The 23,421-nt window shown below is 45.5% G+C and carries 23 protein-coding genes and 4 tRNA genes; 6 read left to right on the forward strand and 21 right to left on the reverse strand.

All coding sequences use genetic code 11. From position 1 onward, the window contains the following. Positions 1–491: 491 nt before the first annotated feature. The 5 genes from megL to MWL85_RS05900 all read right to left on the reverse strand — a co-directional run bounded on the left by megL (position 492) and on the right by MWL85_RS05900 (position 5,374). Positions 492–1,694 carry a methionine gamma-lyase gene (gene megL, locus MWL85_RS05880; protein ID WP_244401817.1) on the reverse strand — a complete coding sequence of 401 codons (1,203 nt, stop codon included), beginning with the start codon at positions 1,692–1,694 and terminating at the stop codon, positions 492–494. A gap of 160 nt (positions 1,695–1,854) precedes the next feature. After that, positions 1,855–2,490, reverse strand: a complete 636-nt coding sequence (locus MWL85_RS05885; RefSeq protein ID WP_018028134.1) for a DUF4294 domain-containing protein — start codon at positions 2,488–2,490, stop codon at positions 1,855–1,857. A gap of 177 nt (positions 2,491–2,667) precedes the next feature. Continuing rightward, the gene (locus tag MWL85_RS05890; RefSeq protein WP_244401818.1) at positions 2,668–3,279 is read right to left on the reverse strand and encodes a nitroreductase family protein; all 612 of its coding nucleotides are present in this window, start codon (positions 3,277–3,279) and stop codon (positions 2,668–2,670) included. A 115-nt stretch (positions 3,280–3,394) separates the two neighbouring features. Beyond that, complete coding sequence (locus MWL85_RS05895) at positions 3,395–5,023, reverse strand: fumarate hydratase (RefSeq protein WP_021903461.1); 1,629 nt, start codon at positions 5,021–5,023, stop codon at positions 3,395–3,397. A gap of 30 nt (positions 5,024–5,053) precedes the next feature. Continuing rightward, positions 5,054–5,374 carry a DUF4298 domain-containing protein gene (locus MWL85_RS05900; RefSeq protein ID WP_021903460.1) on the reverse strand — a complete coding sequence of 107 codons (321 nt, stop codon included), beginning with the start codon at positions 5,372–5,374 and terminating at the stop codon, positions 5,054–5,056. Between the two features lie 180 nt (positions 5,375–5,554). Here MWL85_RS05900 and MWL85_RS05905 point away from each other — a divergent pair, with 180 nt between their 5' ends. Further along, a complete protein-coding gene (locus MWL85_RS05905) occupies positions 5,555–6,952 on the forward strand; it encodes a trigger factor (RefSeq protein ID WP_244401819.1) in 1,398 nt (465 codons plus the stop codon). Between the two features lie 98 nt (positions 6,953–7,050). Here MWL85_RS05905 and MWL85_RS05910 read toward each other — a convergent pair whose 3' ends face one another. Together MWL85_RS05910 and MWL85_RS05915 are read right to left on the reverse strand one after the other, a co-directional pair. After that, positions 7,051–7,557 carry a YbjN domain-containing protein gene (locus MWL85_RS05910; RefSeq protein WP_244401820.1) on the reverse strand — a complete coding sequence of 169 codons (507 nt, stop codon included), beginning with the start codon at positions 7,555–7,557 and terminating at the stop codon, positions 7,051–7,053. A 201-nt stretch (positions 7,558–7,758) separates the two neighbouring features. Further along, positions 7,759–8,265 carry a YbjN domain-containing protein gene (locus MWL85_RS05915; protein WP_244401821.1) on the reverse strand — a complete coding sequence of 169 codons (507 nt, stop codon included), beginning with the start codon at positions 8,263–8,265 and terminating at the stop codon, positions 7,759–7,761. Between the two features lie 163 nt (positions 8,266–8,428). Here MWL85_RS05915 and MWL85_RS05920 point away from each other — a divergent pair. Beyond that, positions 8,429–8,514 (forward strand) — tRNA-Leu (locus MWL85_RS05920). A gap of 14 nt (positions 8,515–8,528) precedes the next feature. Next, positions 8,529–8,601 (forward strand) — tRNA-Gly (locus tag MWL85_RS05925). A gap of 475 nt (positions 8,602–9,076) precedes the next feature. Here MWL85_RS05925 and MWL85_RS05930 read toward each other — a convergent pair. The 10 genes from MWL85_RS05930 to MWL85_RS05975 all read right to left on the reverse strand — a co-directional run bounded on the left by MWL85_RS05930 (position 9,077) and on the right by MWL85_RS05975 (position 15,447). Beyond that, positions 9,077–9,150 (reverse strand) — tRNA-Arg (locus MWL85_RS05930). A gap of 49 nt (positions 9,151–9,199) precedes the next feature. Beyond that, positions 9,200–9,275 (reverse strand) — tRNA-Pro (locus MWL85_RS05935). Between the two features lie 93 nt (positions 9,276–9,368). After that, a complete protein-coding gene (locus tag MWL85_RS05940) occupies positions 9,369–9,983 on the reverse strand; it encodes a Maf family nucleotide pyrophosphatase (protein ID WP_244401822.1) in 615 nt (204 codons plus the stop codon). Positions 9,984–9,985: 2 nt separating this feature from the next. Further along, the gene (locus MWL85_RS05945) at positions 9,986–10,510 is read right to left on the reverse strand and encodes a KdsC family phosphatase (RefSeq protein WP_244401823.1); all 525 of its coding nucleotides are present in this window, start codon (positions 10,508–10,510) and stop codon (positions 9,986–9,988) included. An 11-nt stretch (positions 10,511–10,521) separates the two neighbouring features. Further along, entirely contained in the window at positions 10,522–11,295 is a 774-nt protein-coding gene (locus MWL85_RS05950) for a Rossmann-like and DUF2520 domain-containing protein (protein ID WP_244401824.1), read from the reverse strand. Then, positions 11,276–11,824 carry a nitroreductase family protein gene (locus MWL85_RS05955; RefSeq protein ID WP_244401825.1) on the reverse strand — a complete coding sequence of 183 codons (549 nt, stop codon included), beginning with the start codon at positions 11,822–11,824 and terminating at the stop codon, positions 11,276–11,278. The genes MWL85_RS05950 and MWL85_RS05955 overlap by 20 nt, the downstream gene beginning before the upstream one ends. 46 nt (positions 11,825–11,870) lie before the next feature. After that, entirely contained in the window at positions 11,871–12,995 is a 1,125-nt protein-coding gene (gene hemW / locus MWL85_RS05960) for a radical SAM family heme chaperone HemW (RefSeq protein ID WP_244401826.1), read from the reverse strand. A gap of 7 nt (positions 12,996–13,002) precedes the next feature. Continuing rightward, positions 13,003–13,596: a response regulator transcription factor gene (locus MWL85_RS05965; RefSeq protein WP_244401827.1), complete on the reverse strand. Its 594-nt coding sequence runs from the start codon at positions 13,594–13,596 to the stop codon at positions 13,003–13,005. 12 nt (positions 13,597–13,608) lie between these two features. Further along, on the reverse strand, positions 13,609–14,301 hold the full coding sequence (locus tag MWL85_RS05970) for a hemerythrin domain-containing protein (RefSeq protein ID WP_244401828.1): 693 nt from the start codon (positions 14,299–14,301) through the stop codon (positions 13,609–13,611). 24 nt (positions 14,302–14,325) lie between these two features. Further along, positions 14,326–15,447, reverse strand: coding sequence for an N-acetylmuramoyl-L-alanine amidase family protein (locus tag MWL85_RS05975; protein WP_026161691.1), 1,122 nt, complete (start codon positions 15,445–15,447; stop codon positions 14,326–14,328). 251 nt (positions 15,448–15,698) lie between these two features. Between MWL85_RS05975 and rpsU the strand changes: the two genes are divergently transcribed. The 3 genes from rpsU to MWL85_RS05990 all read left to right on the forward strand — a co-directional run bounded on the left by rpsU (position 15,699) and on the right by MWL85_RS05990 (position 17,630). After that, positions 15,699–15,890: a 30S ribosomal protein S21 gene (gene rpsU / locus MWL85_RS05980; protein ID WP_018028120.1), complete on the forward strand. Its 192-nt coding sequence runs from the start codon at positions 15,699–15,701 to the stop codon at positions 15,888–15,890. A gap of 154 nt (positions 15,891–16,044) precedes the next feature. Then, positions 16,045–17,031, forward strand: a complete 987-nt coding sequence (locus MWL85_RS05985; protein ID WP_244401829.1) for an aminodeoxychorismate synthase component I — start codon at positions 16,045–16,047, stop codon at positions 17,029–17,031. A 2-nt stretch (positions 17,032–17,033) separates the two neighbouring features. Beyond that, positions 17,034–17,630 carry an aminotransferase class IV gene (locus MWL85_RS05990; protein ID WP_244401830.1) on the forward strand — a complete coding sequence of 199 codons (597 nt, stop codon included), beginning with the start codon at positions 17,034–17,036 and terminating at the stop codon, positions 17,628–17,630. A gap of 128 nt (positions 17,631–17,758) precedes the next feature. Here MWL85_RS05990 and pnp read toward each other — a convergent pair whose 3' ends face one another. The 4 genes from pnp to ftsA are packed head-to-tail and all read right to left on the reverse strand — an operon-like array spanning position 17,759 to position 23,313. After that, entirely contained in the window at positions 17,759–19,981 is a 2,223-nt protein-coding gene (gene pnp / locus MWL85_RS05995) for a polyribonucleotide nucleotidyltransferase (RefSeq protein ID WP_244401859.1), read from the reverse strand. 45 nt (positions 19,982–20,026) lie between these two features. Next, positions 20,027–20,476, reverse strand: a complete 450-nt coding sequence (locus MWL85_RS06000; protein ID WP_244401831.1) for a GatB/YqeY domain-containing protein — start codon at positions 20,474–20,476, stop codon at positions 20,027–20,029. A gap of 12 nt (positions 20,477–20,488) precedes the next feature. Then, complete coding sequence (gene ftsZ / locus MWL85_RS06005; RefSeq protein WP_021903447.1) at positions 20,489–21,838, reverse strand: cell division protein FtsZ; 1,350 nt, start codon at positions 21,836–21,838, stop codon at positions 20,489–20,491. 11 nt (positions 21,839–21,849) lie between these two features. Next, positions 21,850–23,313: a cell division protein FtsA gene (gene ftsA / locus MWL85_RS06010; protein ID WP_244400057.1), complete on the reverse strand. Its 1,464-nt coding sequence runs from the start codon at positions 23,311–23,313 to the stop codon at positions 21,850–21,852. Between the last annotated feature and the right edge of the window lie 108 nt (positions 23,314–23,421).

A 23,421-nucleotide genomic window follows, 5' to 3' on the forward strand; every position in this document is an offset into this window, starting at 1 on the left:
TTTGCAGGGGTTACGCATTAGAATAGTCTTGTAAGTGGTAGTTATCGGGGTATCTATGAATAAGGAGATTGTTACTCTGAGTTCATAATTAACATCCTCGGATAAATCCATACCACAAATAAGGGGGCTGATGGTCTTCGTACAACTGCCTAAAAAAGCAACAGCTAAGTGGCCAAAAGTTTAGTTGCAACTAAGCAATTGCTTTGTTGCATCTCGGCATTTGCTTAGTTGCAACTCGCCGATCGCTTAGTTGCAACTCAGTTTCCTCTTTTATATAGCATTGAATATCAGTTTGTTATAAATGGGCTTTTTGGGCCACTACTTCCTCCTATTTTATAGGGTCATTAACTTATGCATTTGCTCCTAATGCGTAACCCCTGGGAGGGTTTGCGAGTAATGAGTAAATTATACAACCCCTTGTGGGTCAGACAAGCTCAACTTGTCCGATCCACAAGGGGTTATACATACAGTTCGGGCTTTATCAGTCCAAATTAGAGTTGGTCGAGTGCTTGCTTAAGGTCGGCAATGATATCCTCAACAGACTCTAGACCTACGGAGAGTCGAACAAGTCCTTGCGAGATTCCAGCTGCGGCACACTCCTCCTCGGTGTAGGGTGAGTGAGTCATACTGGCAGGGTGCTGAATAAGTGTCTCAGTATCTCCTAGGCTCACTGCAATAGAGCAGAGTTGGCATGAATTGATCAGCTTTTGTCCAGCTGGTTTGCCCCCTTTGACTTCAAAAGAGATCATTCCACCAGGGAGACGCATATATTTATCGGCAATCGCCTTGTACTTAAAACTAGCTAAACCAGGATACTGAACACTCTCCACCTTAGGGTGCGCCTCCAAAAACTCCGCCACCTTCTGTGCATTACTAGAGTGGCGATCCATACGGAGGGAGAGGGTCTTCATACCTCGCTCAATGAGGAACGCCTCGAGGGGGCCTAGGCAGGCGCCTGTGAGGTCCTTCACTCCTAGCAACCTTACTTGGGTGATATACTCTGTACTTCCCACTACAAATCCGGCAATCACATCACCGTGGCCATTGAGGTACTTAGTGGCAGAGTGAACCACCACATCTACTCCATACTCAATGGGTCGGCAGAGGTAAGGGGTACAATAGGTATTATCGGCCACCACGGTGATCCCTTCATGCTCGTGGGCAATCTTTGCGATCTGCTCAATATCCACCATATCCATAGTAGGATTGGCTGGGCTCTCAAAGTAAACCACCTTGGTATTGGGTCGGATCGCCTTCCGAAGCTCCTCGGGATTGGTCATATCCACAAAGGTCACCTCGATGCCATAACGACTGAGACCGTGAGAGAAGTAGGCATAAGTACATCCATAGAGCGTCTTGTGTGCCACCATATGATCCCCCTGCTGTAGCAGCACCCAAAGGGCGGAGGTGATAGCACCCATTCCCGAAGCACAGGAGATGGCAGCCTCGGCCCCCTCCAAAAGGGCGAGCTTCTCCTCTACCCGAGTGCAAGTAGGATTGCCCAATCGGCTATAGATGTAGCCAGGCTCCTCAAGAGCAAAGCGAGCACCACCCTGCTCAGCACTATCAAAAACATAGGTAGAAGTTTGGTAAATAGGAGTAGCGAGTGTGCCGAATGGATTTTTCTGAGGCACCCCATGAATGGCTTTGGTATCAAAGCCGTAGGTAGTAATTTTCTGGTCTTCTTGATTCATAAGTTAGTACATTATTATAGGTTTTGAATTGTGTTCCCACAAATGTACTAAAAAATAGCTATCATAACACCATAAAGAAGTGTGTTCACAAAACTGATTTGGGCACCACCTGATATCCGACACGGCGGATCAAGCTTCAATGTGTCAGCCGATAGATAGCTTAGATATAGCCACGCTCTACCATCACACAGACCCGCTCAATTAGGGCATCTTTGCCTTCGGGATCGTAGTCGGTCTTAAGTGAGGCACCGAAGGCTCCCGCCATGGTGTTCCAAAAACCTGCGGAAAAGCGACCTAGGTAGGCATCAATTAGTCCATAACTACTAGACCCTGTTTCTCGCCCTATCAGCTTGATCAGCAACTTTCCTTGATTGAGCGTCAGCTTCTTGAGTTGTGGTGTAAACTCCTTGAGGAGGTCCTTCTCCATCTGCTTGATATGCCTTCGCTTCTCTCGTTCTGTTGGTAGCGTTTCGAGATAGTCATAGGTCTCCATCAACGTAGCGGAGACCAGTTTGGCATAGGGGAGCGCTTTCTTTACATCACGTACCAACCGCCGATAGGCAAGCTGCTGCTCACGTGTATTGAGTCTGAGTGGCTTGAATATATGCACTACCGGCAGAGCGAAATTGGCAATAGTATCCCCCTCAAATATTGTAGCAGGGACTAAATAGCCCTCGGCCAATGGAGGTGGGATCTTGTCATCCTGAGCGAAAATTGAGAGACGCCCCCCCACAAGGAACCACAATAATAGTGGCACCTTGAACCGACTAAGTGTATGTATCATTTTGCCCAACATAATACGCTCTCTTTTTAATGCACACAAAGGTAATCTAAAAAGCAAGATACACTACCTATAAATAGGGCTCTTAGCTTTATTTATTACACATTAAGCATTTCTTAACCATAAAAATCCCCCTCACATCTATCAATTAGTGTGAGGGGGGCTCATCAATTGGGTGCCAATTAATAGAAACTAGTCAAGCACCTTGAGCAATTGCTCCACAGGCAACTTTTCCTTGAGTCCTGGCTCATCTAGAGCTTTACCAAAAGGCATTTGGGCTACTAGACGCCAGTTCTGAGGGGCTCCTACCTGATTGCGAATGGCATCATCGTCCATCCCGATATAGTGCTGAAGGCTAGCGCCAAATCCAAGTCCTACCAATCCTAGCCACACAGCCAATTGGTGCGACCCTTGCACCTGCTCTGCCCACTTAGGAAAGTTGTGGGCATAGAGTGGAAACTGCTTCATTAGTTGCTGGGTAGTCTCCTCTTCATCAAAGAAAAGGACGGTCCCTACTCCACTCATAAAAGCGGTATGGATCTTATCACGGGTACCACTATTATAAGCCTCCTCGCCAATATTCTGAATCAATACCTTCTCTATCAGCTGCCAGTGCTGCTTATGAGCCTCACCAGTGAGCAGTACCATTCGGACACCTTGTGAATTGAAGTGAGAAGGGATGAGTGCCAAAACCTCCTTAAGCATCTGCTCCACCTCTGCTTGTGGTGCCACCCACTCACCAGCCAATTGGTAGTGGCTATGGCGCTGATTCAATAATCTCTTTACGTTATCCAAATAATTCATTCTATCTATTCTTACCATGAAAAAGATCCAACCTCAGTACGGGGCACTTGTTGGACATAACAAAATAAGGGAGAGGGTGGCAAAGTGCACCTCTCTCCCTTATGCTTTTAAGTAATTACTTCCTAGGCTTTAGTTGCTTAAAGAAGTCATTGCCCTTATTATCAACCAAGATAAAGGCTGGGAAGTCCTCTACTTCAATCTTCCAAATCGCCTCCATTCCTAGCTCAGGGTACTCTAGCACCTCTACCTTTTTGATGCTATTCTGTGCCAAGATAGCAGCTGGGCCTCCGATACTTCCGAGGTAGAAGCCTCCATACTTGTGACACGCATCGGTCACCTGCTGACTACGATTACCCTTGGCAATCATAATCATACTACCGCCGTGGCTCTGGAAGAGATCCACATAAGGATCCATACGACCGGCAGTGGTAGGACCAAATGAACCAGAGGCCATTCCCTTAGGGGTTTTGGCAGGACCAGCGTAGTAGATAGGGTGATCCTTGATATACTGTGGCAAGCCCTCTCCCTTATCTATACGCTCCTTCAGCTTGGCGTGGGCAATATCGCGACCTACGATAATCGTACCGCTCAGTGATAGGCGGGTAGAGACAGGATACTGATCGAGCTGAGCCAATATCTCGCTCATAGGTCTATTGAGATCCACTTTGACCGATTCGCCCTCAAAGCCCTCACGATACTCCTCTGGAATAAGGCTAGCAGGGTTGGTCTCTAGTTTTTCAATCCAAATTCCCTCCTTATTGATCTTCGCCTTGATATTGCGGTCGGCCGAACAACTTACACCCATTCCAACTGGCACAGAGGCACCATGTCGGGGCAACCTAACGACACGCACGTCGTGAGCAAAGTACTTACCACCAAACTGAGCTCCAAGGCCAATCTTATGTGCCTCCTCTAGCAGCAGTTGCTCTAGCTCTAGGTCGCGGAAAGCTCTACCATACTCATTACCTGTCGTTGGCAGCTCATCGTAGTACTTGGTACTTGCCAGCTTTACCGTCTTAAGATTGGTCTCGGCCGAAGTTCCACCGATCACAAAGGCGAGATGGTATGGAGGACAAGCAGCTGTACCGAGAGTCTTCATCTTCTCCACCAAGAAAGGCACCAGTGTCTCGGGATTAAGGATCGCCTTAGTCTCCTGGTAGAGATAGGTCTTATTGGCCGATCCCCCACCCTTTGCCACGCAGAGGAACTTGTACTCATCGCCCTCCACAGCGAGTAGGTCGATCTGTGCTGGGAGGTTGGTCTTGGTATTCACCTCCTCATACATACTCAATGGCGCATTCTGAGAGTACCTCAGATTGTCTTCCGTATAAGTATCGTAGATACCGTGAGAGATAGCCTCCTCATCGGTAAAGTCGGTCCACACCCTTTGGCCCTTTTTACCCAATACGATCGCAGTACCAGTATCCTGGCAGAAAGGAAGCAGTCCCTTGGCACTTACCTCGGCATTTCTCAAAAAAGTAAGGGCAACGAACTTATCATTGTCAGACGACTCTGGGTCGGTAAGCACCTTCTGCACCATACGCTGATGATCGGGGCGGAGGTAGAAACTAACATCGTGAAAAGCTTGCCGCGCCATCTGGCGGATGCCTTCGTACTCCACCTTGAGGATGCTTTTACCCTCAAACTCAGCCGTACTTACATATTTATCGGTCAGTAAATAATATTCTGTCTTCTCCTTACCAAGTGGGAACATTTCCTGATAATGAAACTCTTTCTCTGCCATACTTCTTCTCAATTAGTTATATGTTTTAAATTATTGCTCATCTTCTCTATACAGCTCTAGCTTCATCGCTGCATCAATCAGCTCCAATGCTAGAAAGTGATTGGAGCCCATCACATCATAAATCCAATCTTCGGAGAGGACCCCCTGTGGCAAGTCACTAGGGAGCTTACCCTGATTGCTCAGCTCCACATCATCTCTCCACTCCTGACTGTAGTAATATTTGTGTACCTTCTGAAAGGCGGTTCGAGCTTTACGCCACTCCTCCAAAGTTGCTTGCAAAGCCTCATTAGCCGCATTCATACGATTGGTAGCCTCTTCCATTTGGGCAACCCTATTTATCACCTCTTTCATAAGCCTTGTATATTTAATCCCTCCCTATTCTACTCATCAAAGATACCAAAAGTTAGGTAATCACTTATAGTTATAGATAAAATAGGAGGGTACAGCATCAGTATGTGACGAAAAAGAGGTATATTTGCCGATAATTGTTTGGAGAATAAATAATCAACTATATAACAAGACTAAGGAGTAATGAATATCTCAATAGTAGAGCAAAAGGAGGGATTTGTAAGACTTCAAGTAGATGTTGAGAAAGACAACTACCAAGAGGCCTATAAGAAAGAGCTAAAGAAGGTAGCTCAGGGTGCCAATATCAAAGGCTTTAGAGCTGGTAAGGCACCTGTGGGGATGATTGAGAAGATGTTTGGCGAAGGAGTTCGCTTGGAAGCAATCAACCACCTTGTAGGTGACCTAGTAGATGGCTTCATCAAGGAAAAGGAGTTCAAGGTAATTGGTTGGGCGATTCCTGAGGAGAGCAATACCGAGGAGATGACCAAGGAGGATATGACGCTCTACTTCAAGCTAGCTCTCTATCCAAGTGAGTACGATTTTAATTTCGATGATAAGACGTTCACTAAGTACGAGGTAACAATCACCGACGAAGAGGTAGCAACAAGGTTGGAGGAGATGCAGAAAGCCAATGCCGACCTCCAAGAGACCGATACCGTAGTGGCCGATGCCATTGTAGGTGGCGACATCGCAGAGATCGAGGGCGACACCCGCAAGGAGGGTGGTATCCTCAAGGAGAATGTAACCATTTATCCTCAGTTCATGAAGGATGAGGAGGAGCAAAAGAAGTTCATCGATGCAGGCAAGGGCTCTGTAGTGGTATTCAACCCCTACAAGGCATTCGAGGGCAATGCAGCTGAGCTCACTAGCCTACTCGGCATAGAGAAGGATCATGTTGAGGAGCTGAAGGATAAGGAGTTTAGCTTCCAAATTGAGACCATTCGCCACATGGTACCAGCAGAACTTGATCAGAAGTTCTTTGACGCTGTCTTTGGCGAGGATAAGGTACACAATGAGGAGGAGGCCAAGACCAAGCTAAAGGAGTTTATGCAAAGCTCCGAGAATGGCAATGCTGAGTACAAGTTCACACAAGACTTTATGGAGTATGTGAAGGAGGAGAAAGCACCAAAGCTACAGCTAGCCGACGACCTGATCGTAGAGTGGTACACCGACAACCTCAAGAGAAACGACGAGGAGGAGAAGGCCGAAAAGGTAGATAAGGAGGCTCTTATCTCTAGCCTGAAGCGCGAAATGTACGTGAGAGAGCTCGCCAATCGTGAAGAGCTAAAGGTTAGCGACGAGGACATCAAGGGCTTTGCTTATGAGATGATCCGTAGCCAGTTTGCCCAGATGGGTTGGCACAATCCCGATCACGAGATCGTGGCTAAGTACGCTGAGCAACAGCTAAGCGATAGCAACTTCGCCTACTCTATTGAGATGAACATTCTAGAGCAAAAGGTAGGTAAAGCAATGCTCGATAAGGTAAAGCTAGAGACTAAGCAGGTAAATGCAGAGGAGCTGCATGAGATTCTCAATCCTAAGCAGGAGGAGGAGACAGCAACTGCCGAAGAGGAGAAGTAATTCCTCACAAGCGATTTCATAATAGCGGGGTCGACTATTTAGATAGTCGACCCCGCTATTTTATACTAGAGGCTATACTCTAAAGAGTATGAGCTCGATTACTTGGATTGATTTGTCTTTTCCTTGCTATACTTGTTGTAAGCTTGCGCCAAAATCACCCCACTCTCTGAAAGATGCTCCAAATAAAGGTCATAGGTTTTTCCGAACTCTGCTACGGTAGCATCGTAAGATTCTATAGTAATCCAGAGTAAATCTTTATCTACGATAGAGCACTTGATACAGCGATTGTCACGATTAGTTTCATTCATTGCTTTTAGCATCGCAACTTGGTCTGTATCCTCGTCCATTCCTAAATAATAGGAAAACTGCACATAAAAAGGAGCCTCATCATCTACAACTATAACAAAATAAGTGCTTCCCTCTTTCTTAAATTCAATGTCTCCATCCTCATCAATAGATGGGACATATCCCTCTAGCTTCAGAAAATTCGCAATGGAATCCCTAAATGCCACATTGGCAGCCGAACGCTGTACAGGTGGCTCCTGAGCAAAGCAGCTCAATGCTGACAGAGCAAAGGCAACGAATAAAATAAACTTCTTATACATAAACAAGTAATTAAATGTTGATAAATCTATCGCAAAGGTAATGAAAAAAGGAATTGAGTGTATTAGCGAACGACCTATTAACAGATGGATAGAAAGAAGTAATTCCTCACAAGCGATTTCATAATAGCGGGGTCGACTATCTAGTAGTCGACCCCGCTATTTTTTACACTGGAGGCTATACTCTAAAGAGTATGAGTTTGATTACTTTGATTGATTTTTCTTTTCAGAACTATACTTGTCATAGGCTTGCACCAAAATCACCTCACCCTGTGAAAGAAGACCCAAATAAATGTCATAGGTTTTTCCGAACTCGGTCACCGTTGTACAAAAAGATTCCACAGAAATCAAAAGCAATTCTTTATTTACGATAGAGCACTTGATACAGCGATTGTCACGATTAGTCTCATTCATGGCTTTTAGCATCGCAACTTGGTCTATATCATCGTCCATTCCTAAATAATAGGAAAACTGCAGATAAAAAGGAGCCTCATCGTCTAAGACACTAACAAAAAAAGTGCTTCCCTCCTTCTTAAATTCGATGTCCCCATCCTCATCAATAGATGGGACATATCCCTCTAACTTCAGAAAATTCTCAATGGAATCTCTAAATGCCACATTGGCAGCCGAACGCTGTACAGGTGGCTCCTGAGCGAAGCAGCTCAATGCTGACAGAGCAAAGGCAACGAATAAAATAAACTTCTTATACATAAACAAGTAATTAAATGTTGATAAATCTATCGCAAAGGTAATAAAAAAAGAAATTGCGTGTATTAGACCGATGACCTATTAACAGATGGATAGAAAGAAGCAATGTCTCACATTGTATAATTGAGAAATTTAGATTACCTTTGCAGAGCAATTAAGGATACGAGCCCGGATGGTGGAATCGGTAGACACGAAGGACTTAAACTCCTTTGGCCAGCAATGGCTGTGCGGGTTCAAGTCCCGCTTCGGGTACAAGATAAGCACTTGCGGTAGTAGCTCAGTTGGTAGAGCATTGGCTTCCCAAGCCAAAGGTCACGAGTTCGAACCTCGCCTACCGCTCTAAAGTAAACAAGAGAGTTGGATATACAATTTATCCAACTCTCTTTTTTCACATACAAGTAGCACCACTCCACTAATAAGAGGCTATTTAATATAGGCCTACAAAACACCCAATATTCTCTTCCTAGTAGGAGACTAAAAGGTGAGTTGCAACTAACCAATTGACGAGATGCAACTAAGCAAACGGCGAGATGCAACTAAGCAAACGGCGAGATGCAACTAAGTAATTGCTTAGTTGCATCTCAATTTTTGCTCAGATGAGGGCATTGAATATCAGAGGGTTAGAAAACGACCTACCCGATTGTTGTTTCAAGCATCCCCTACCTCACGTCCCTTTGTGGATCGGACAAATATATACCATCAACAAGATAGCAGATCGCCTTCAAGTAACTCTATAAATAAAATAGCCTCATCAGCATCAGAAAGATACTGATGAGGCGACCTAAACCTTTAGTGCCACGAATGGCTCACTGTGTGATTGGGATGGGATTCGAACCCATGACCGATAGCTTAGAAGGCTATTGCTCTATCCAGCTGAGCTACCCAACCAATCCATCTATTTAACCTAGATTGCTTCGAAAGAAGCTTTATAAAATAGTCGGGATGACTGGATTCGAACCAGCGACCCCACGCCCCCCAGACGTGTACTCTAAACCGGACTGAGCTACATCCCGAACTTTTACTGAGTGCAAAGATAACACAATAATTGCTATTTGCCACGAATTTGCAATAAGAAATTACTGTTTACTAAGGCAAAGAGGCGATAATTAGGGTAGAAACTCCTTGAGATGCTGATATAGATGAGCCGTAGGCAGCCCCATTACATTGTGGTAGGAGCCTTTGATCTCCTTTACTCCTATCAATCCTATCCAATCTTGAATACCATAAGCTCCAGCTTTATCCAAGACCTCATACCGATTTACATAGTAGCTAATCGCCTCTTCGGTCAAATGGTCAAAGAGTATATCGCTCGTCACACTCGCTCTGAACTGTCGATCTGACATCGTAAGGCAATAACCTGTAATTACCTGATGCCACTTTCCAGACAATCTATTGAGATAGGTGACCGCCTCGTCGAGACTGTGGGGTTTCTCAAGGATCTCTCCCTCCAAGACCACTATTGTATCTGCTGTAATCAGTAGATCATTGAGGTGTAATTGAGGGAGTAAGAACTCAGCCTTGCGCGTTGCCAATACCAATGGCACTTCATTCGGGTCCTGCACCTCAATATGATCCTCTGGTGCATGACTTGGACGCACTTCAAAGGTAAGGCCAAGCTGCTTCAGCAATTCTACTCTGCGAGGAGATTGAGAGCCAAGTATGATATGGAGCCCCTTTAGTTTCGACTCTAGCGGATGTGCCACCTTTTGTTCATTCATCATATCTACCAACCAAAAGCGTGCTCATCATTGAGCCATAATCCTTTCATTTTTAGCACCTCTTCGAGCACAGCACGTGCTACCCCTTCGCCCCCATTAATAGGGACAATGTGGCTAGCAATTGCTTTGGTCTCTGGTGAAGCGTCCTTAGGAGCCACCGAAAAACCACAAGCTTTCATCACGGGGATATCAGGGATATCATCACCACAAAACAGGCATTGGGATGCTTTAAGACCAGTCTTCTGCAAGAAGTCATTAAGGGCATCGATTTTAAGACCAGCCCCCATATAGATATGTTGGATGCCCAGCCCTTTGTATCGTTTTGGCACACTCTCTGAATAGCCTCCGGAGATAATCCCGAGTACAAGCCCCTGCCTACAGGCTTCTCGTATCGCATAACCATCTCGTACATTGACAGTTCGCTCTGGCACCCCCTCGCTATTGATATGGGTGGTGACTCTCGAGAGCACCCCATCGACATCAAATAAAACTCCTTTGATATGGTTTAGATCCGTTGGAAAAGAACTCATATTTAAGTAAATCAATGATTCATAATTGACTTAGTCAGCACCTCATAGATCTCACGTGATTGCCCTTGAAGAAGTGCCAAATGGCGATCGATAGTCCGATAGTCGTGCCGAATAGCGGGCCCTGTTTGTACCTCCTTGGGCGAAGCTGATAACGCTTTATTTAAGGTCTCCTTGACTAAAGGACCCAGCAACTGAAAGTCTAGTCCAATATCGTGTAACACTTCATCGGAAATGGAGTAGAGATGATTAACAAAATTGCACGCAAAGACAGAGGCTAAATGCAGCTTCACTCTCTCCTTACTAGACAGATAATGTACTTGTCTGCTGCATAACGCATTCGTGATTTTGCCGATGACCTCTTGACATTTCTGGGTATTGGCTTCTGGAAAAATAGGGATCTCGGAAATCACCAGCTCTCTATTTTCAGAGAAGGTCTGCATCGGATAGAGTACTCCACGATTATTGATGGGCGTCAAGGCATCTATTGAAGTTCCGCCTGAGGTATGCAACACTACACCGTTATAATCACTAGGGAAATGACTTGCTACTTCACCAATCGCATCATCTTTGACTGCAATCAAGACAAAATCAACTGGCAAGTCAGCTAGCTGATCAATGGAGTCAACAGTTTCGGCTCCTATCTTCTGTGCCAATGCGGTCGCGTGTGACTTGGTAGGGCTGTATAGTTCCGAGCAAGTTACCCCACCCTTCACTAACGCTTCCGCCAAGTGAGTAGCCACTCTGCCGCTACCCACTAAGGCGAAATTAAAGCTCTCTTTCCTCATACCTTCCTACGAAAAGACGCTCCCACTCCACCTCTCGTTCACGTGGCTTAAGCATATCGGCTTTTGCCACCTCCCCTATGCCTATAATGCAGAGTACTTTATAGCTATCGGGCAAATCTAGCTTGTACTTGATATACTCCTCGGCAGTAGCTCCTTTGGGCGAAGGGCTGTCCTCGATATGGCACCAGCAAGAGCCAAGGTCGTGATCGGTCACTGCTAGCTGAATAAAGGAGGCAGCTATAGCACAATCCGAATAAGGGCGCTTGCTCTTATTGCTATCGCTACACACCACAATGGCAACTGGAGCACCAGCCAAAAACTGGCTCCCGCGCTCACGGCATTCACTAAAGTCTTTGAGCAGCTGCTTATCCTCAACCACAAAGAATCGAGTGCTTCTGCTATTCTTAGATGTAGGTGCCCTTAGCCCCGCCTCCAATATATCCTTTAGCACTTCCGAATCGATAGGTTGGTTGGCATACTCGCGTACGCTCCTTCTCTTTCGAGATAAAAAAGTCAAATGTGAAAACATATTCCTTATATCATTAAAGATTAACGTTCATAAAAAAAGCAATTGTCTAGTCATTCATCGCCAACTCCAATAGTACTCTATCGGCGAAGTCCCAGCCCTTATCAGTAAGAGCAAAGCGATCGCCCCATTGCTTTAGGAGTTCTTCATTTACTAGCCTGAACAGTGACTTTTCTGGAATAGCAAAGTTTTTTTTCTCCATCTCTGCAATAGATATTCCCTCAGCGGTTCGTAAGCGTGTTAGGAGATACTCTTCATACTCCATCTCTGGGGTAATATACTCAATCTCACGGGATAAAAAACCTGCACCTGTAAGCAATTGATCAGTATATAGTGGCAAGGAACTAGCATTCCACGAGCGCCAAGGAGCTACATAACTATGAGCGGAAGGACCTAATCCGATATAGGGCACCCCACTCCAATAGTTGCTATTGTGCCTAGAACGAAAAGAGGGTTTTGCGAAGTTGGATATCTCGTAGTGCTGATAGCCCGCCTCGGTTAGCACCTGCCTCACAGTATGTGCCATCTCTATAGAAACCTCCTCACTCAGCTCGTTGATTTCTCCCTTACTACGCATCTCATAAAGTGGAGTTCCCTCCTCATAGATAAGATCATAAGTAGAAATATGCTCTGGAGAAAGTGAGACCAATTGGTCTAAATCCTCCCCTAGCTCTTTGAGCTCCTCTGTAGGAATGCTGTATATTAAGTCAAGAGAGATATTATTTACTCCTTCTTGGCGTAGACTCTCAAAGAGAGCAATGATCTCCTGATGGCTATGACGGCGACCTAGCTTTTGAAGCAACCGATCGTGGAAAGACTGAGCCCCGATACTAAAACGATTGACACCATAGGAGAGCAGATGCTCAATATCTACCTTTCCAACGTCACCAGGGTTACACTCAAATGATATCTCAGCCGATGGTGAAACGTTGTAATGGCTTCGCAATACTCCTATTATCTCTCCGATATAATGGTGTGGCAATAAAGAAGGGGTTCCACCGCCAAAGTAGATGGTCTCAATGTCCATTCCTCCGAGCTCATAAGCTCGCTTTTGTGCCTCAATCTTTAACGCCTTTACATAGCGAACGACCTCACGGCTGTTGGCCACAGAGTAAAAATCACAGTACAGGCACTTTTTCTGACAAAAAGGAACGTGAACATAAATACCAGCCATAGTCGCACTATATGTGATCCTTCACATCGTCAAGCGTTACCAATTTATTCATTATGGCATAAATTGTGAGACCAGAAGGGCTATGAATATTGAGTTTGCGTGCTATATTGCGCCGGTGGGTAATGATCGTATGGGTAGAGAGAAAAAACTTCTCGGCTATCTCCTTATTAGTAAGCCCCTTCACCACTGCTACCACTACCTCTTGCTCCCTAGGTGTCAGCACCATCTCCTCTGCATTGCTTCCATCCACCTCTAGTACACTCTCAAGCATATTAGAGACTTCATTCCCCCCATCTGTTGAGAGGATTTTTCCATCAAAATTCTTTGAGAGCTCTGCTTCAGCCAATGTGGTACAATAAGATACGATCCTCAGCTCATCATTTCCAAGTGCTTCCTTCAAGATAGGCACCATTGGATCAGAAACCACGTCGGGAGATACAATCAGCAAGTCAGGCAACACCTCCTTACAACTCTCTAGTAGCCTATAGGGATCTGCTAGCATATTTAACCCCAAATGGAAGGTCGTCTGCCTTTGGAGCAAATGCTCAATATAATGTGCACGCCCAGCATCCCCCACAGCCACCAATACCGAATATCTCATATACAGAATGCTCTATTTTAGCTTGTCTTCCTCCATTTCTCTTACACAAGGAATGAGGATATGATCTTCCACATCATTATGAATGTGAAGCTCCTCACTACAGGTAAAGAGATCATGAAGCACATTATTGACCTTGAAGTCCATCTCCATCGGATAGTACTTAATAAATATATTCTTAAGCTCCAGCATTTTTAGCTCCACTTGGTCGTGGCGCTTCTCAAAAGTTCGGATAGAATACTCTAGGTCATTAGCTCCCTCCAGAAGTGACTCAACGTATGGGAAAACCACCTCATCCTCATACTTCATATGCTGAAACACTTCCTTTTCATAATTATCAAAGTACTTCTGAATCACAAACCTTATATCCTCAGGGGCCTGCTCAATAGCTTCCAACATATTTCTTCGGATCTCAGGAAGCCTGAAATCAAGGAAGTAGCTGTGGCTATTTCTAAGGAAACGAATTAGTAGAGGTATTGATAGTTTTTTGTACAACCCTTTCTGCCCTACCCCCTCATCAAAGAGAATAAAATGGACCACGAAAAGGAAAGTATCCACATCAACACCATGTTCATCACAAATCTCTTTGATCGTCCGCTCACCGACTCCCAATGGGATATCAAATCTATAGATAAGTAGCAGGATATTATAGTGTTCACTCACCAAATCCGCCATCTTACTGTGCGAGGAATAATGTCTATTCTTCATGTGTTATTCTTATCTCCCTTGTCATTAATAATAACTACCTACCTTGTTACCTTCACCATCAAAGCCTACAATAAAGCAATCTTTATACTTCCGTCTCAAATCACGCTGATAGCCTTTTGCCTCATCTAGACTAGTGGTATCATAAAAGGTGTACTTGTAATACTTACCCTCCTTAGTTACTTTTACTACATCCCTATATGAGCCGAAATAACTTGGTTTTAGCTTTCTTGTATCTGCCATTACCTGTACTCGATAATGTATTTCTCCGGCAACGGCCTTACCATCGGATTTGGTCATTACTGACTGCGAGGCAACCTCGGGTGCATTCTCAGCCACTACCTCCTTACCCTTAGTGTTTCCGCCTCCACGACCAGATATCTTAGCTTCGTAGTCGACTACTGCCTGTGCGATACTTTGGGCTAGTTTTCTCGACCCATTCTTCGACAACATATACTCTTCATCAGAAGGATTAGAGATAAAGCCAAGCTCCACCAGCACACTAGGCATAGCGACTTCCCTCAGCACCAAAAAACCAGCTTGTTTCACTCCGCGGTTACCTAACCCCCCATTGACCATACCACCTTGTATCAACTCTGCTAAGTCGATACTAGAGGAGAGATGCTTATTTTGAATAAAGTTGAATATGATATAGCTTTCCGATTCATTAGGGTCAAAACCTTTATAGATAGCTCCATGGTCTTTCTCATAGAGGATCACAGAGTTCTCCTTCATTGCCACATCAAGGTTATCTTGAGTTCGGTGCAATCCAAGCACATAAGTCTCGGAGCCATGAGGACGAGAAGTTTTATGCGAATTGGCATGAACGGATACAAATAAGTCTGCTTTCTTTTTATTGGCAAAGTCTGCTCGCTGCTGGAGACCAATAAATCGGTCATCCTTTCGAGTGTAATAGACCACGATATTGGGGTTTAGTACATTGATACGCTCACCCACCTTTAGAGCTACGTCTAGGACTATGTTTTTCTCCTTTGAGCGTTTACCCACGGCCCCGCTATCCTTACCACCATGACCGGCATCAACAACAACCACAAAACGCCCTTTGCCATCTCTAGCTTGGCTCATCGTGCCTAGAGAGGGCAGAGAAAGCAAAACGAGCAAAATCAAAGCTCTATAAAATATCCTCATACCTAGCGAAACCGAATCATACTTACTTATCACTGCGAAATTAACTAATTCTACGGATATCTCCAAATATGAGTATCTCCAAATTCCATACAATGTTAAGACATTATAGGCATTTCTCATTGAGACACACCCAATAATTGTAATGGGAGGAAGCGATTATCTTGGTAGTATTGGATATTCTTTGTAAATTTGCCATCGCACTCAAATGAGTACAACAATTAATGGATTACTAACAACATTTACAGGAGTTTATGATTATTGTAGAAGTAAAACAAGGCGAGAACATCGAGAGAGCACTGAAGAGATTCAAGAGAAAGTTTGACCGCACTGGTACAATGCGTCAGCTTCGCACTCGTCGGGAGTTCCAAAAGCCATCGGCAGTAAAGCGCCGCAAGATGGAAAAGGCTCGCTACGTGCAGCAACTTCGCCAGATGGAGGATTAGTCTGAATACTACCACTCATAGGTGGATGCTAGACGACGAAGTTAGAAGAAGAATAATAATAAATCATTTTCACCAAGGAGGTGTTGTTTAATAAATAAAGGGATGGCTAAAGCTCACTGAGCAGTAGTCATCCTCTTTTTATCATATAATAGTGATGCTAAAAACATACAAGGAGGTACTCACTCAGATGAATAAAGCTGGTAAAGCTGGTGTACCATTTTTATTCGTACTAGACTATGAAAAGAGTGAAGGAGCCATTGTGACCAATCCACAGGAGCAGAGCGATGTGCTTTTTAAAGTCGGGAGTGTCTCAAACTTCAAGGCGCAACCCATCAAAAATGCTAACGAACACATCACCAAACAGCCTGAAAGCCTAGATCAGTATGGCCAACGCTTCAAAGTCATTCAACAAGGAATGAAGGAGGGGCGCTCGGTTCTTGCCAACCTCACCGTATGCACTCCCATATCCACTCCCCTTACCCTAAAGGAAATCCTATACACCACCAGTGCTAAATACCAGATCTATCTGCCCGAGGCTCGCTTTGTCTGCTTCTCTCCAGAGAGATTTGTACGAGTAACTAACGAAGGCATCATTTCCACAGATCCGATGAAAGGGACTATCACTAGCGATGTCCCAGGGGCTCCAGAAGTCATACTCAATGACTACAAAGAGACCTCAGAGCACTGTGCCGTAGTAGACCTCTTAAGAAAGGACCTTTCTACCGTAGCGACTGATATTGAAGTCTCTCAATTCAGATATTTCACAGAAATCAAAGCTCCGGAGCACACAATCTTCCAAGTTAGCTCGGAGATCAAAGGGCAACTCCCCACGGATTGGACATCACATATAGGAGATATTTTTGACCACCTTCTTCCAGCAGGTTCAATCCTTGGGGCTCCTCGTGAAAGTACTCGCACGCTCATCTCAGAGGCCGAAGGAAGCCACACAAGGGGCTATTACTGTGGCGTCTTTGGCTACTTCGATGGCAAAGAGCTAGACTCCTCCGTTCTTATTCGCTTTATCAGGGAAGATAAAGAGGGTCAAAAGTATTACCACTCAGGTGGCGGAATCACCATTAATAGTATACTAGATCACGAGTACCAAGAGGTGATAGACAAAATCTACCTACCACTTCACTGAATATGGAACCTCTCTTAGAGACCTTTTGCTTAGAGAATAAACAACTTTTCAACCTCAAATACCATCAAGATAGAGTGAGATGGTCAACTGGTCAAGAGATAGATATATCGCTCTTTACAGAAGCGATAAAATCGGATCCCTCTTATACTCTTGCTCAGAAAGGAAAGTGGAGGGTAAGCGTCACCTATTCTCCCAGTAGCATACTTTCCATACGCTTTGTGCCCTACCAAGTGCCAGAAATAGGATTACTGAAGCCCACCACAATCAAAGAGAACTTTTACTCATACAAATGGGCTGATCGCTCTCAATTTGAAAGCATCAAAAAGGAGCTTCCTCGTGGCACAGAGCCTCTGTTCATCTTGGACGGCTTGGTTACCGACACCTCATTCACGAATGTAGTACTCGAGAAAGATGGGCAATTATTCACGCCCAAAAGCTACCTACTTAAAGGGACTAAAAGGTGCTACCTTTTGTATAAAGGGATAATACATGAGTGCGATATAACGCTTGAAGATTTAAGACATTATGATACCATACACCTTGTCAATGCAATGCTTTCACCCCACCAACTGACACTCCCCATTGAAGCAGTGCTCTAGTAGGGAGAAACTAATTCAGCAATATTCCATAAAAGATCGTAGCGGAGTAAGAACACTTACCCCGCTACGTTCAATTTGAAAAGTTACAGCCTATATACAGTATATAGGTGATACTAAGTCAATGGTGATCAATCATTGTTGTTGTGGCGATTGTGGTTGCGATTACCACGGTTTGGTCGGTCGCCATTATTGCGAGGGCGATCATTGCGTGGACGCTCAGGACGCTCTACATATCCCTCAGGCTTTTCAATAGCAGCCTTACGAGATAGACGGAACTTGCCAGTCTTAGGATCCACTTCAAGAAGAACCACATTGATCTTCTGGCCTTCCGCTACACCAGTCTCCTCAATGGTCTCAAACCTACGCCAATCCCACTCAGAGATATGGAGAAGTCCCTCTTTGCCAGGCAAGAACTCTACGAATGCACCGTAAGGCATCACACTCTTAACGGTTCCCTCGTACACCTTACCTACCTCAGGAATTACCACAATGGCATTGATCATCTCGAGTGCCTTATCGATTGGCTCCTTACCAGCAGCAGCCACTTCGATAATACCTTCGTTCTCTACCTCCTCAATATTTACAGAGGCACCACTCTCCTCTTGGATACTCTGAATAATCTTACCACCAGGGCCAATCACAGCACCAATAAACTCCTTAGGAATGCGCATAGTAACGATTCGTGGAGTCTGTGGCTTAAAGTCGGCACGAGGCGCAGGAAGAGTCTCCTCAATCTTGCCAAGGATATGGAGGCGTCCCTCCTTAGCTTGTGCAAGAGCTCTCTCTAGGATTTCGTAGCTAAGTCCATCCACCTTGATATCCATCTGGGTAGCAGTGATTCCATCCCGAGTACCAGTCACTTTGAAGTCCATATCACCGAGGTGGTCCTCATCGCCCAAGATATCTGAAAGGATCGCGTAATTCTGTCCTTTATTCTCAGAAATCAGTCCCATGGCGATACCGCTCACTGGCTTTTTGATCTGCACACCAGCATCCATCAATGCTAGAGTACCAGCACAAACGGTAGCCATTGAAGAAGATCCATTACTCTCCAATATATCACTCACGATACGCACTACATAAGGATAATCCTCAGGGATCATAGACTTAAGTGCTCGCTGAGCCAAGTTGCCATGACCAATCTCACGACGTCCTACTCCACGCTGTGGCTTAGCCTCACCAGTAGAGAAGGGAGGGAAGTTGTAGTGCAATAGGAAACGATCCTTACCATGATTAAGCACATCATCTACTAGCTTCTCATCGCTCTTGGTACCAAGGGTCACCGTTGCTAGTGCTTGAGTCTCACCACGTGTAAAGATAGAGGAACCGTGAGGTGCTGGCAATGGGCTTACCTCGCACCAGATTGGTCGAATGGTCTTGGTATCACGACCATCAAGGCGCTTTCCTTCGTCCAAAATCATCCGACGCATCGCCTCCTTCTCCACATCGTGGTAGTAGCGATCAATCATCGGACCCTTCTCCTCTAGCTCCTCCTCAGTATATTGAGCCTTAAACTCCTCCACAATATTAGCAAAGGCATCTGTACGCTCGTGCTTTGAAGTGCCTGAGGTAGCTACTGCATATGCCTTATCATAGCATACATCGTGTACCTTTTGGCGAAGCTCCTCATCATTCACCTCGTGGCAATAAGTACGCTTTTCCACAGTGCCACACTCTTCCATTAGCTCCAACTGTACCTGGCATTGCTTCTTGATAGCTTCGTGAGCTACCTTAATAGCTTCAAGCATATCCGACTCCTGTACCTCCTTCATCTCGCCCTCTACCATCATGATATTATCCATTGAGGCCGCTACCATCAGGTCCAAATCGGCACGCTCTAGTTGCTCCTTGGTTGGATTTACTAGATACTCACCATCCAATCTAATCACTCTTACCTCAGAGATAGGACCGTGGAAAGGCACTGTACTTACAGCAAGTGCCGCAGAAGCTGCCAGCCCAGCCAACTGATCTGGGAGCTCGTTTTCATCACCACTATATAGAGTGATATTAACAAACACCTCTGCATGATAATCATCAGGGAAAAGTGGTCGCAGTGCCCTATCAACTAGTCGACAAATCAAAATCTCGTAGTCCGAAGCCCTACCCTCTCTACGGGTAAAGCCACCTGGGAAACGACCCACGGCTGAAAACTTCTCTTTGTACTCTACCTGTAAAGGCATAAAATCCACACCAGGATTAGCATCCTGTGCAGCAGTAACTGTTGCCAACAATACGGTGTTGCCCATGCGAACAGTCACAGCACCATCGGCCTGCTTAGCTAGCTTGCCAGTCTCAATTGTAATGGTGCTTCCATCACCCATTGTGATGGTCTTAGTGATTACATTCATGATAAAAAATTCTATATAAAAACAGCTTAATTCTCAGTTAACTAATGGTTAGGAGAGCAGTTTCCTAACAATCTGGGAGATCAACTTGCCATCAGCCGAAGCGCCTAGCTCCTTTGTAGCCACTCCCATCACCTGTCCCATCCCCTTGATATCCGTGACACCAAGCTTAGAGATCATCTCTTTCACCTTTTCAGTGATCTCCTCTTCCGACAATTGTGCAGGGAGAAAACTCCTATATACCTCTGCCTCCGCTTCCTCTGCTTCGGCAAGGTCTAGGCGGTCAGCATCGCGATAGAGACTTGCACTCTCCTCACGCTGCTTTACTAGCTTTGAAATGATTTTCAGTGCGTGATCATCATCCAACTCACCAGCAGCTCCTTTGGCAGTCATTGCCTCTAGGAACTCCTTCTTAATACCGCGAAGTGCTTCCAATCTCACCTTATCACGGCTCAGCATCGCCTGCTTTATTCCCTCATTTACTTGCTCTAAAAGTGCCATATCTATTATTATTTAATCGTCTCCAAAAGTTATTGTTCTTCCAATTGAATTACCACTTGTCTCAACAGAGTCACGGCTGGAAAAGCTAGAGTGATTTACAGAAACCGTAGGCTGACTATTCCAAGACTGCATAGGTCGCTCCTCAATAAATTGCTTGATGGTATCTAGTTGCTCCTTAGACCGTGTAAGTGTAGGCCTTTGGTTGACCAAAGAGATGAACCCATTATTCGTCATCAATTCCTCTGTAAATACCACCGTTTCATACTCCTTATAGCTATTTCCTTGAGCCAATTCACTACCGTAGTAGTCGCTAATCTTGGTATCCTCCTCCTCTTTTGTTGCCTTCGGACGCTCGTCGCTGTATTCATCAGCAAACATCACGCTGTCGTCAAATCCTGAGGCTAGAAGCACAAAACCGAGGTCGTCCTCCATACCATCGTCCTCCCGAGGCGACATGCCCCAAATGAAGTCAAAGGAGCCCTTGATCTTGGCCGTCATATCCCTCAACTTCTCACTCATACGAGTGGTTGGCTCATGCTCGGGCTTATAAATAACCTGCACCAGCAGACGGGTAGCTAGATTGAAGTTGGAAGTATTCAACAATGGCGAAGACAACGCCCGCTCCATCGCCTTTTCCAAACCTTCCTCGCCACTTGCAAAGCCACGAGTAATGATGGAGACTCCCCCCGATTGAAGCGTCCGCTTCACATCGTTAAAGTCCAGATTCACACCACTAGGGATAGTGATCAGCTCCGAGATCGAGCGCGTACTGGTGGTCAGCGTTTCGTCGGCCTTCCTAAAAGCTTCAGAAATCTTCAGGTCGGGATAGATCTTATTCAGTAGCTCATTATTAACGACCAAAATAGCGTCCACATTCTTCTTCAGCTCCTCCACCCCATCAATTGCCTGAAGAATCTTCGTCCTCCCTTCAAATAGGAAAGGAATGGTCACAATCCCCACCGTCAGAATCCCCATATCCTTAGCGATACGAGCAATTACAGGGGCAGCACCTGTACCAGTACCACCGCCCATACCAGCAGTGATAAAGACCATTTCTGTGCCATCATTCAGTGCTTCACGCACCTCCGCCTCACTCTCCTCGGCAGCTTCCTGAGCTAGCCGTGGGTTATTTCCGGCACCCAGACCTTTTGTCGTTTTAGTACCTAGGCAAATAGTCTGTGGCACATCACATACATTGAGATGCTGTCGGTCGGTATTGCACAGAAGGAATGAGACGTGGCTCACATTCTGATTATACATATAATTGACCGCATTGCCACCGCCTCCACCTACACCAATCACCTTAATGATTGTTGGCTGATCGTTTATCTCCTTCTTAATAGGCAATATATTCCTCTCCATAACCTCCATCATTAATCCTCGTCATCCGAAAAGTTAGAGTCGTCATCAGACATCGCAAAAAGGTCCTTCAGCCTTCCCATAAATGAGCTTTTACTGCTCTTTTCCTTTTTAGGCTTAGGTGTACGCTCTCTTCGTGGCTTCACTCTTGGTGCTGGGTCTGCTTGAGGCTTCAGATCCTCTTCGTCAAAAGGCAATACCCCCGGCTGAGACATTATATCAGCTTCACCCTCCACAATATGAATTGCTGACTCCTCATGCTGTTCTTCGTGCTGTTCCACCACACTAGGCTCCTCCTCAGTCCTAGCCACATCCACATTTGCCGCATAAAGCATCGCATATAAGCTGTGGAATTCAGGGTTAGCGGTCAGCTCCTGATTACCACCATCCGAGAAGAATGCAGGGCTCACCTGCTTCACACTCAGCTCCCCACCAAACTTATCCTTGAGATACTCAGGCAAACCAGCTAGCTTCGACGCCCCGCCAGTAATCACCATTCCCCCAGGCACCTTATAGTCACCTTCAGAGCCCTTAGCACGAGCAATAATTGCCTTGATATTATCCACTATCTCGTGGGTACGTGCCTCAATATATTGGTTCACATTGTAGCGAGAAATACGCTTATCCGTCCGCATATCGGGAGCTTTCACGATCAGCTCCTCCTTGTCACTCGTATCTAGAGACAATGAAGCGTGCGCTATTTTCACCCTCTCCGCCTCTTCAGGACTAATATCCAGATCCGTAAGGTCATAAGTGATTTGATTGCCCCCCATAGGGATCACCCTCAGCGACTCCAGCACTCCGTGATTAAAGTAAGCCACCGTAGTAGTCTCCGCACCGAAGTCCACCAATGCCGAACCTATTCTCTTTTGCTCGGGCGTCAGGACACGCTTACTGAGCTCCACCACTCCAACTAAATAAGGCTCTACCTCTAGATCTAGTTTGTGAGCCAAGACCTCCTCCACATTATCCGTCACCATACGATCAGTGACCACCGTCTGGATACTCACCTGTAGCTTCATCGCCTTCACCCCCACTGGGCGAAGCACCGAGCTACCATTCACAGAGAAGCGAGCAAAGTCAGCATTCAAGAAAAACTTTCCATCCGGCTCTTCAATCTTTCCCCATAGACGCTCAATATCGGCCTGAGTGATCTCATGAGGGGCATCATACTCCTCCACCTGCTTTATCAGTAGGCTGTGTAGCCCCTGTCCCGAAATACTCGCATATAGGTGGTCTATCTCTATACCTAGATCAGCCTCGGCACGTGATAAAAGTTTGCGCACCTTTTCCGACGTTTCGGATAAGTTAAATACTACGCCCCTCTGCACGGCACCCTCCGATGGCTCACTATCCAGATAGACCGTCCTAAAGAGCTCATCACTCGGGGCCATCTTCTCTGCCACCGCTAGCTTTATGGCACTACTACCAAAGTCTAGGATAGCCACATTTATCTTATCTTCTCTGTGCTCTCTCATCAATATAATATTTGCTTCATTTATGGTTGCCAAGAGCTAAAAAACTCCCTAGCACACTAATTCCCACAAACTTACCAAATTCTATCTTACCCACCTACCCTTTTGAGA

The sequence above is a fragment of the Porphyromonas somerae genome (assembly GCF_022845615.1).
GTDB classification, from domain to species: domain Bacteria; phylum Bacteroidota; class Bacteroidia; order Bacteroidales; family Porphyromonadaceae; genus Porphyromonas_A; species Porphyromonas_A somerae.

What these genes read in the sequence shown, in the direction of transcription:
- megL (WP_244401817.1), bottom strand. Translation starts at nt 1,694, where the DNA reads ATGAATCAAGAAGACCAGAAAATTACTACCTACGGCTTTGATACCAAA.
- MWL85_RS05885 (WP_018028134.1), bottom strand. Translation starts at nt 2,490, where the DNA reads ATGTTGGGCAAAATGATACATACACTTAGTCGGTTCAAGGTGCCACTA.
- MWL85_RS05890 (WP_244401818.1), bottom strand. Translation starts at nt 3,279, where the DNA reads ATGAATTATTTGGATAACGTAAAGAGATTATTGAATCAGCGCCATAGC.
- MWL85_RS05895 (WP_021903461.1), bottom strand. Translation starts at nt 5,023, where the DNA reads ATGGCAGAGAAAGAGTTTCATTATCAGGAAATGTTCCCACTTGGTAAG.
- MWL85_RS05900 (WP_021903460.1), bottom strand. Translation starts at nt 5,374, where the DNA reads ATGAAAGAGGTGATAAATAGGGTTGCCCAAATGGAAGAGGCTACCAAT.
- MWL85_RS05905 (WP_244401819.1), top strand. Translation starts at nt 5,555, where the DNA reads ATGAATATCTCAATAGTAGAGCAAAAGGAGGGATTTGTAAGACTTCAA.
- MWL85_RS05910 (WP_244401820.1), bottom strand. Translation starts at nt 7,557, where the DNA reads ATGTATAAGAAGTTTATTTTATTCGTTGCCTTTGCTCTGTCAGCATTG.
- MWL85_RS05915 (WP_244401821.1), bottom strand. Translation starts at nt 8,265, where the DNA reads ATGTATAAGAAGTTTATTTTATTCGTTGCCTTTGCTCTGTCAGCATTG.
- MWL85_RS05940 (WP_244401822.1), bottom strand. Translation starts at nt 9,983, where the DNA reads ATGATGAATGAACAAAAGGTGGCACATCCGCTAGAGTCGAAACTAAAG.
- MWL85_RS05945 (WP_244401823.1), bottom strand. Translation starts at nt 10,510, where the DNA reads ATGAGTTCTTTTCCAACGGATCTAAACCATATCAAAGGAGTTTTATTT.
- MWL85_RS05950 (WP_244401824.1), bottom strand. Translation starts at nt 11,295, where the DNA reads ATGAGGAAAGAGAGCTTTAATTTCGCCTTAGTGGGTAGCGGCAGAGTG.
- MWL85_RS05955 (WP_244401825.1), bottom strand. Translation starts at nt 11,824, where the DNA reads ATGTTTTCACATTTGACTTTTTTATCTCGAAAGAGAAGGAGCGTACGC.
- hemW (WP_244401826.1), bottom strand. Translation starts at nt 12,995, where the DNA reads ATGGCTGGTATTTATGTTCACGTTCCTTTTTGTCAGAAAAAGTGCCTG.
- MWL85_RS05965 (WP_244401827.1), bottom strand. Translation starts at nt 13,596, where the DNA reads ATGAGATATTCGGTATTGGTGGCTGTGGGGGATGCTGGGCGTGCACAT.
- MWL85_RS05970 (WP_244401828.1), bottom strand. Translation starts at nt 14,301, where the DNA reads ATGAAGAATAGACATTATTCCTCGCACAGTAAGATGGCGGATTTGGTG.
- MWL85_RS05975 (WP_026161691.1), bottom strand. Translation starts at nt 15,447, where the DNA reads ATGAGGATATTTTATAGAGCTTTGATTTTGCTCGTTTTGCTTTCTCTG.
- rpsU (WP_018028120.1), top strand. Translation starts at nt 15,699, where the DNA reads ATGATTATTGTAGAAGTAAAACAAGGCGAGAACATCGAGAGAGCACTG.
- MWL85_RS05985 (WP_244401829.1), top strand. Translation starts at nt 16,045, where the DNA reads ATGCTAAAAACATACAAGGAGGTACTCACTCAGATGAATAAAGCTGGT.
- MWL85_RS05990 (WP_244401830.1), top strand. Translation starts at nt 17,034, where the DNA reads ATGGAACCTCTCTTAGAGACCTTTTGCTTAGAGAATAAACAACTTTTC.
- MWL85_RS06000 (WP_244401831.1), bottom strand. Translation starts at nt 20,476, where the DNA reads ATGGCACTTTTAGAGCAAGTAAATGAGGGAATAAAGCAGGCGATGCTG.
- ftsZ (WP_021903447.1), bottom strand. Translation starts at nt 21,838, where the DNA reads ATGGAGAGGAATATATTGCCTATTAAGAAGGAGATAAACGATCAGCCA.
- ftsA (WP_244400057.1), bottom strand. Translation starts at nt 23,313, where the DNA reads ATGAGAGAGCACAGAGAAGATAAGATAAATGTGGCTATCCTAGACTTT.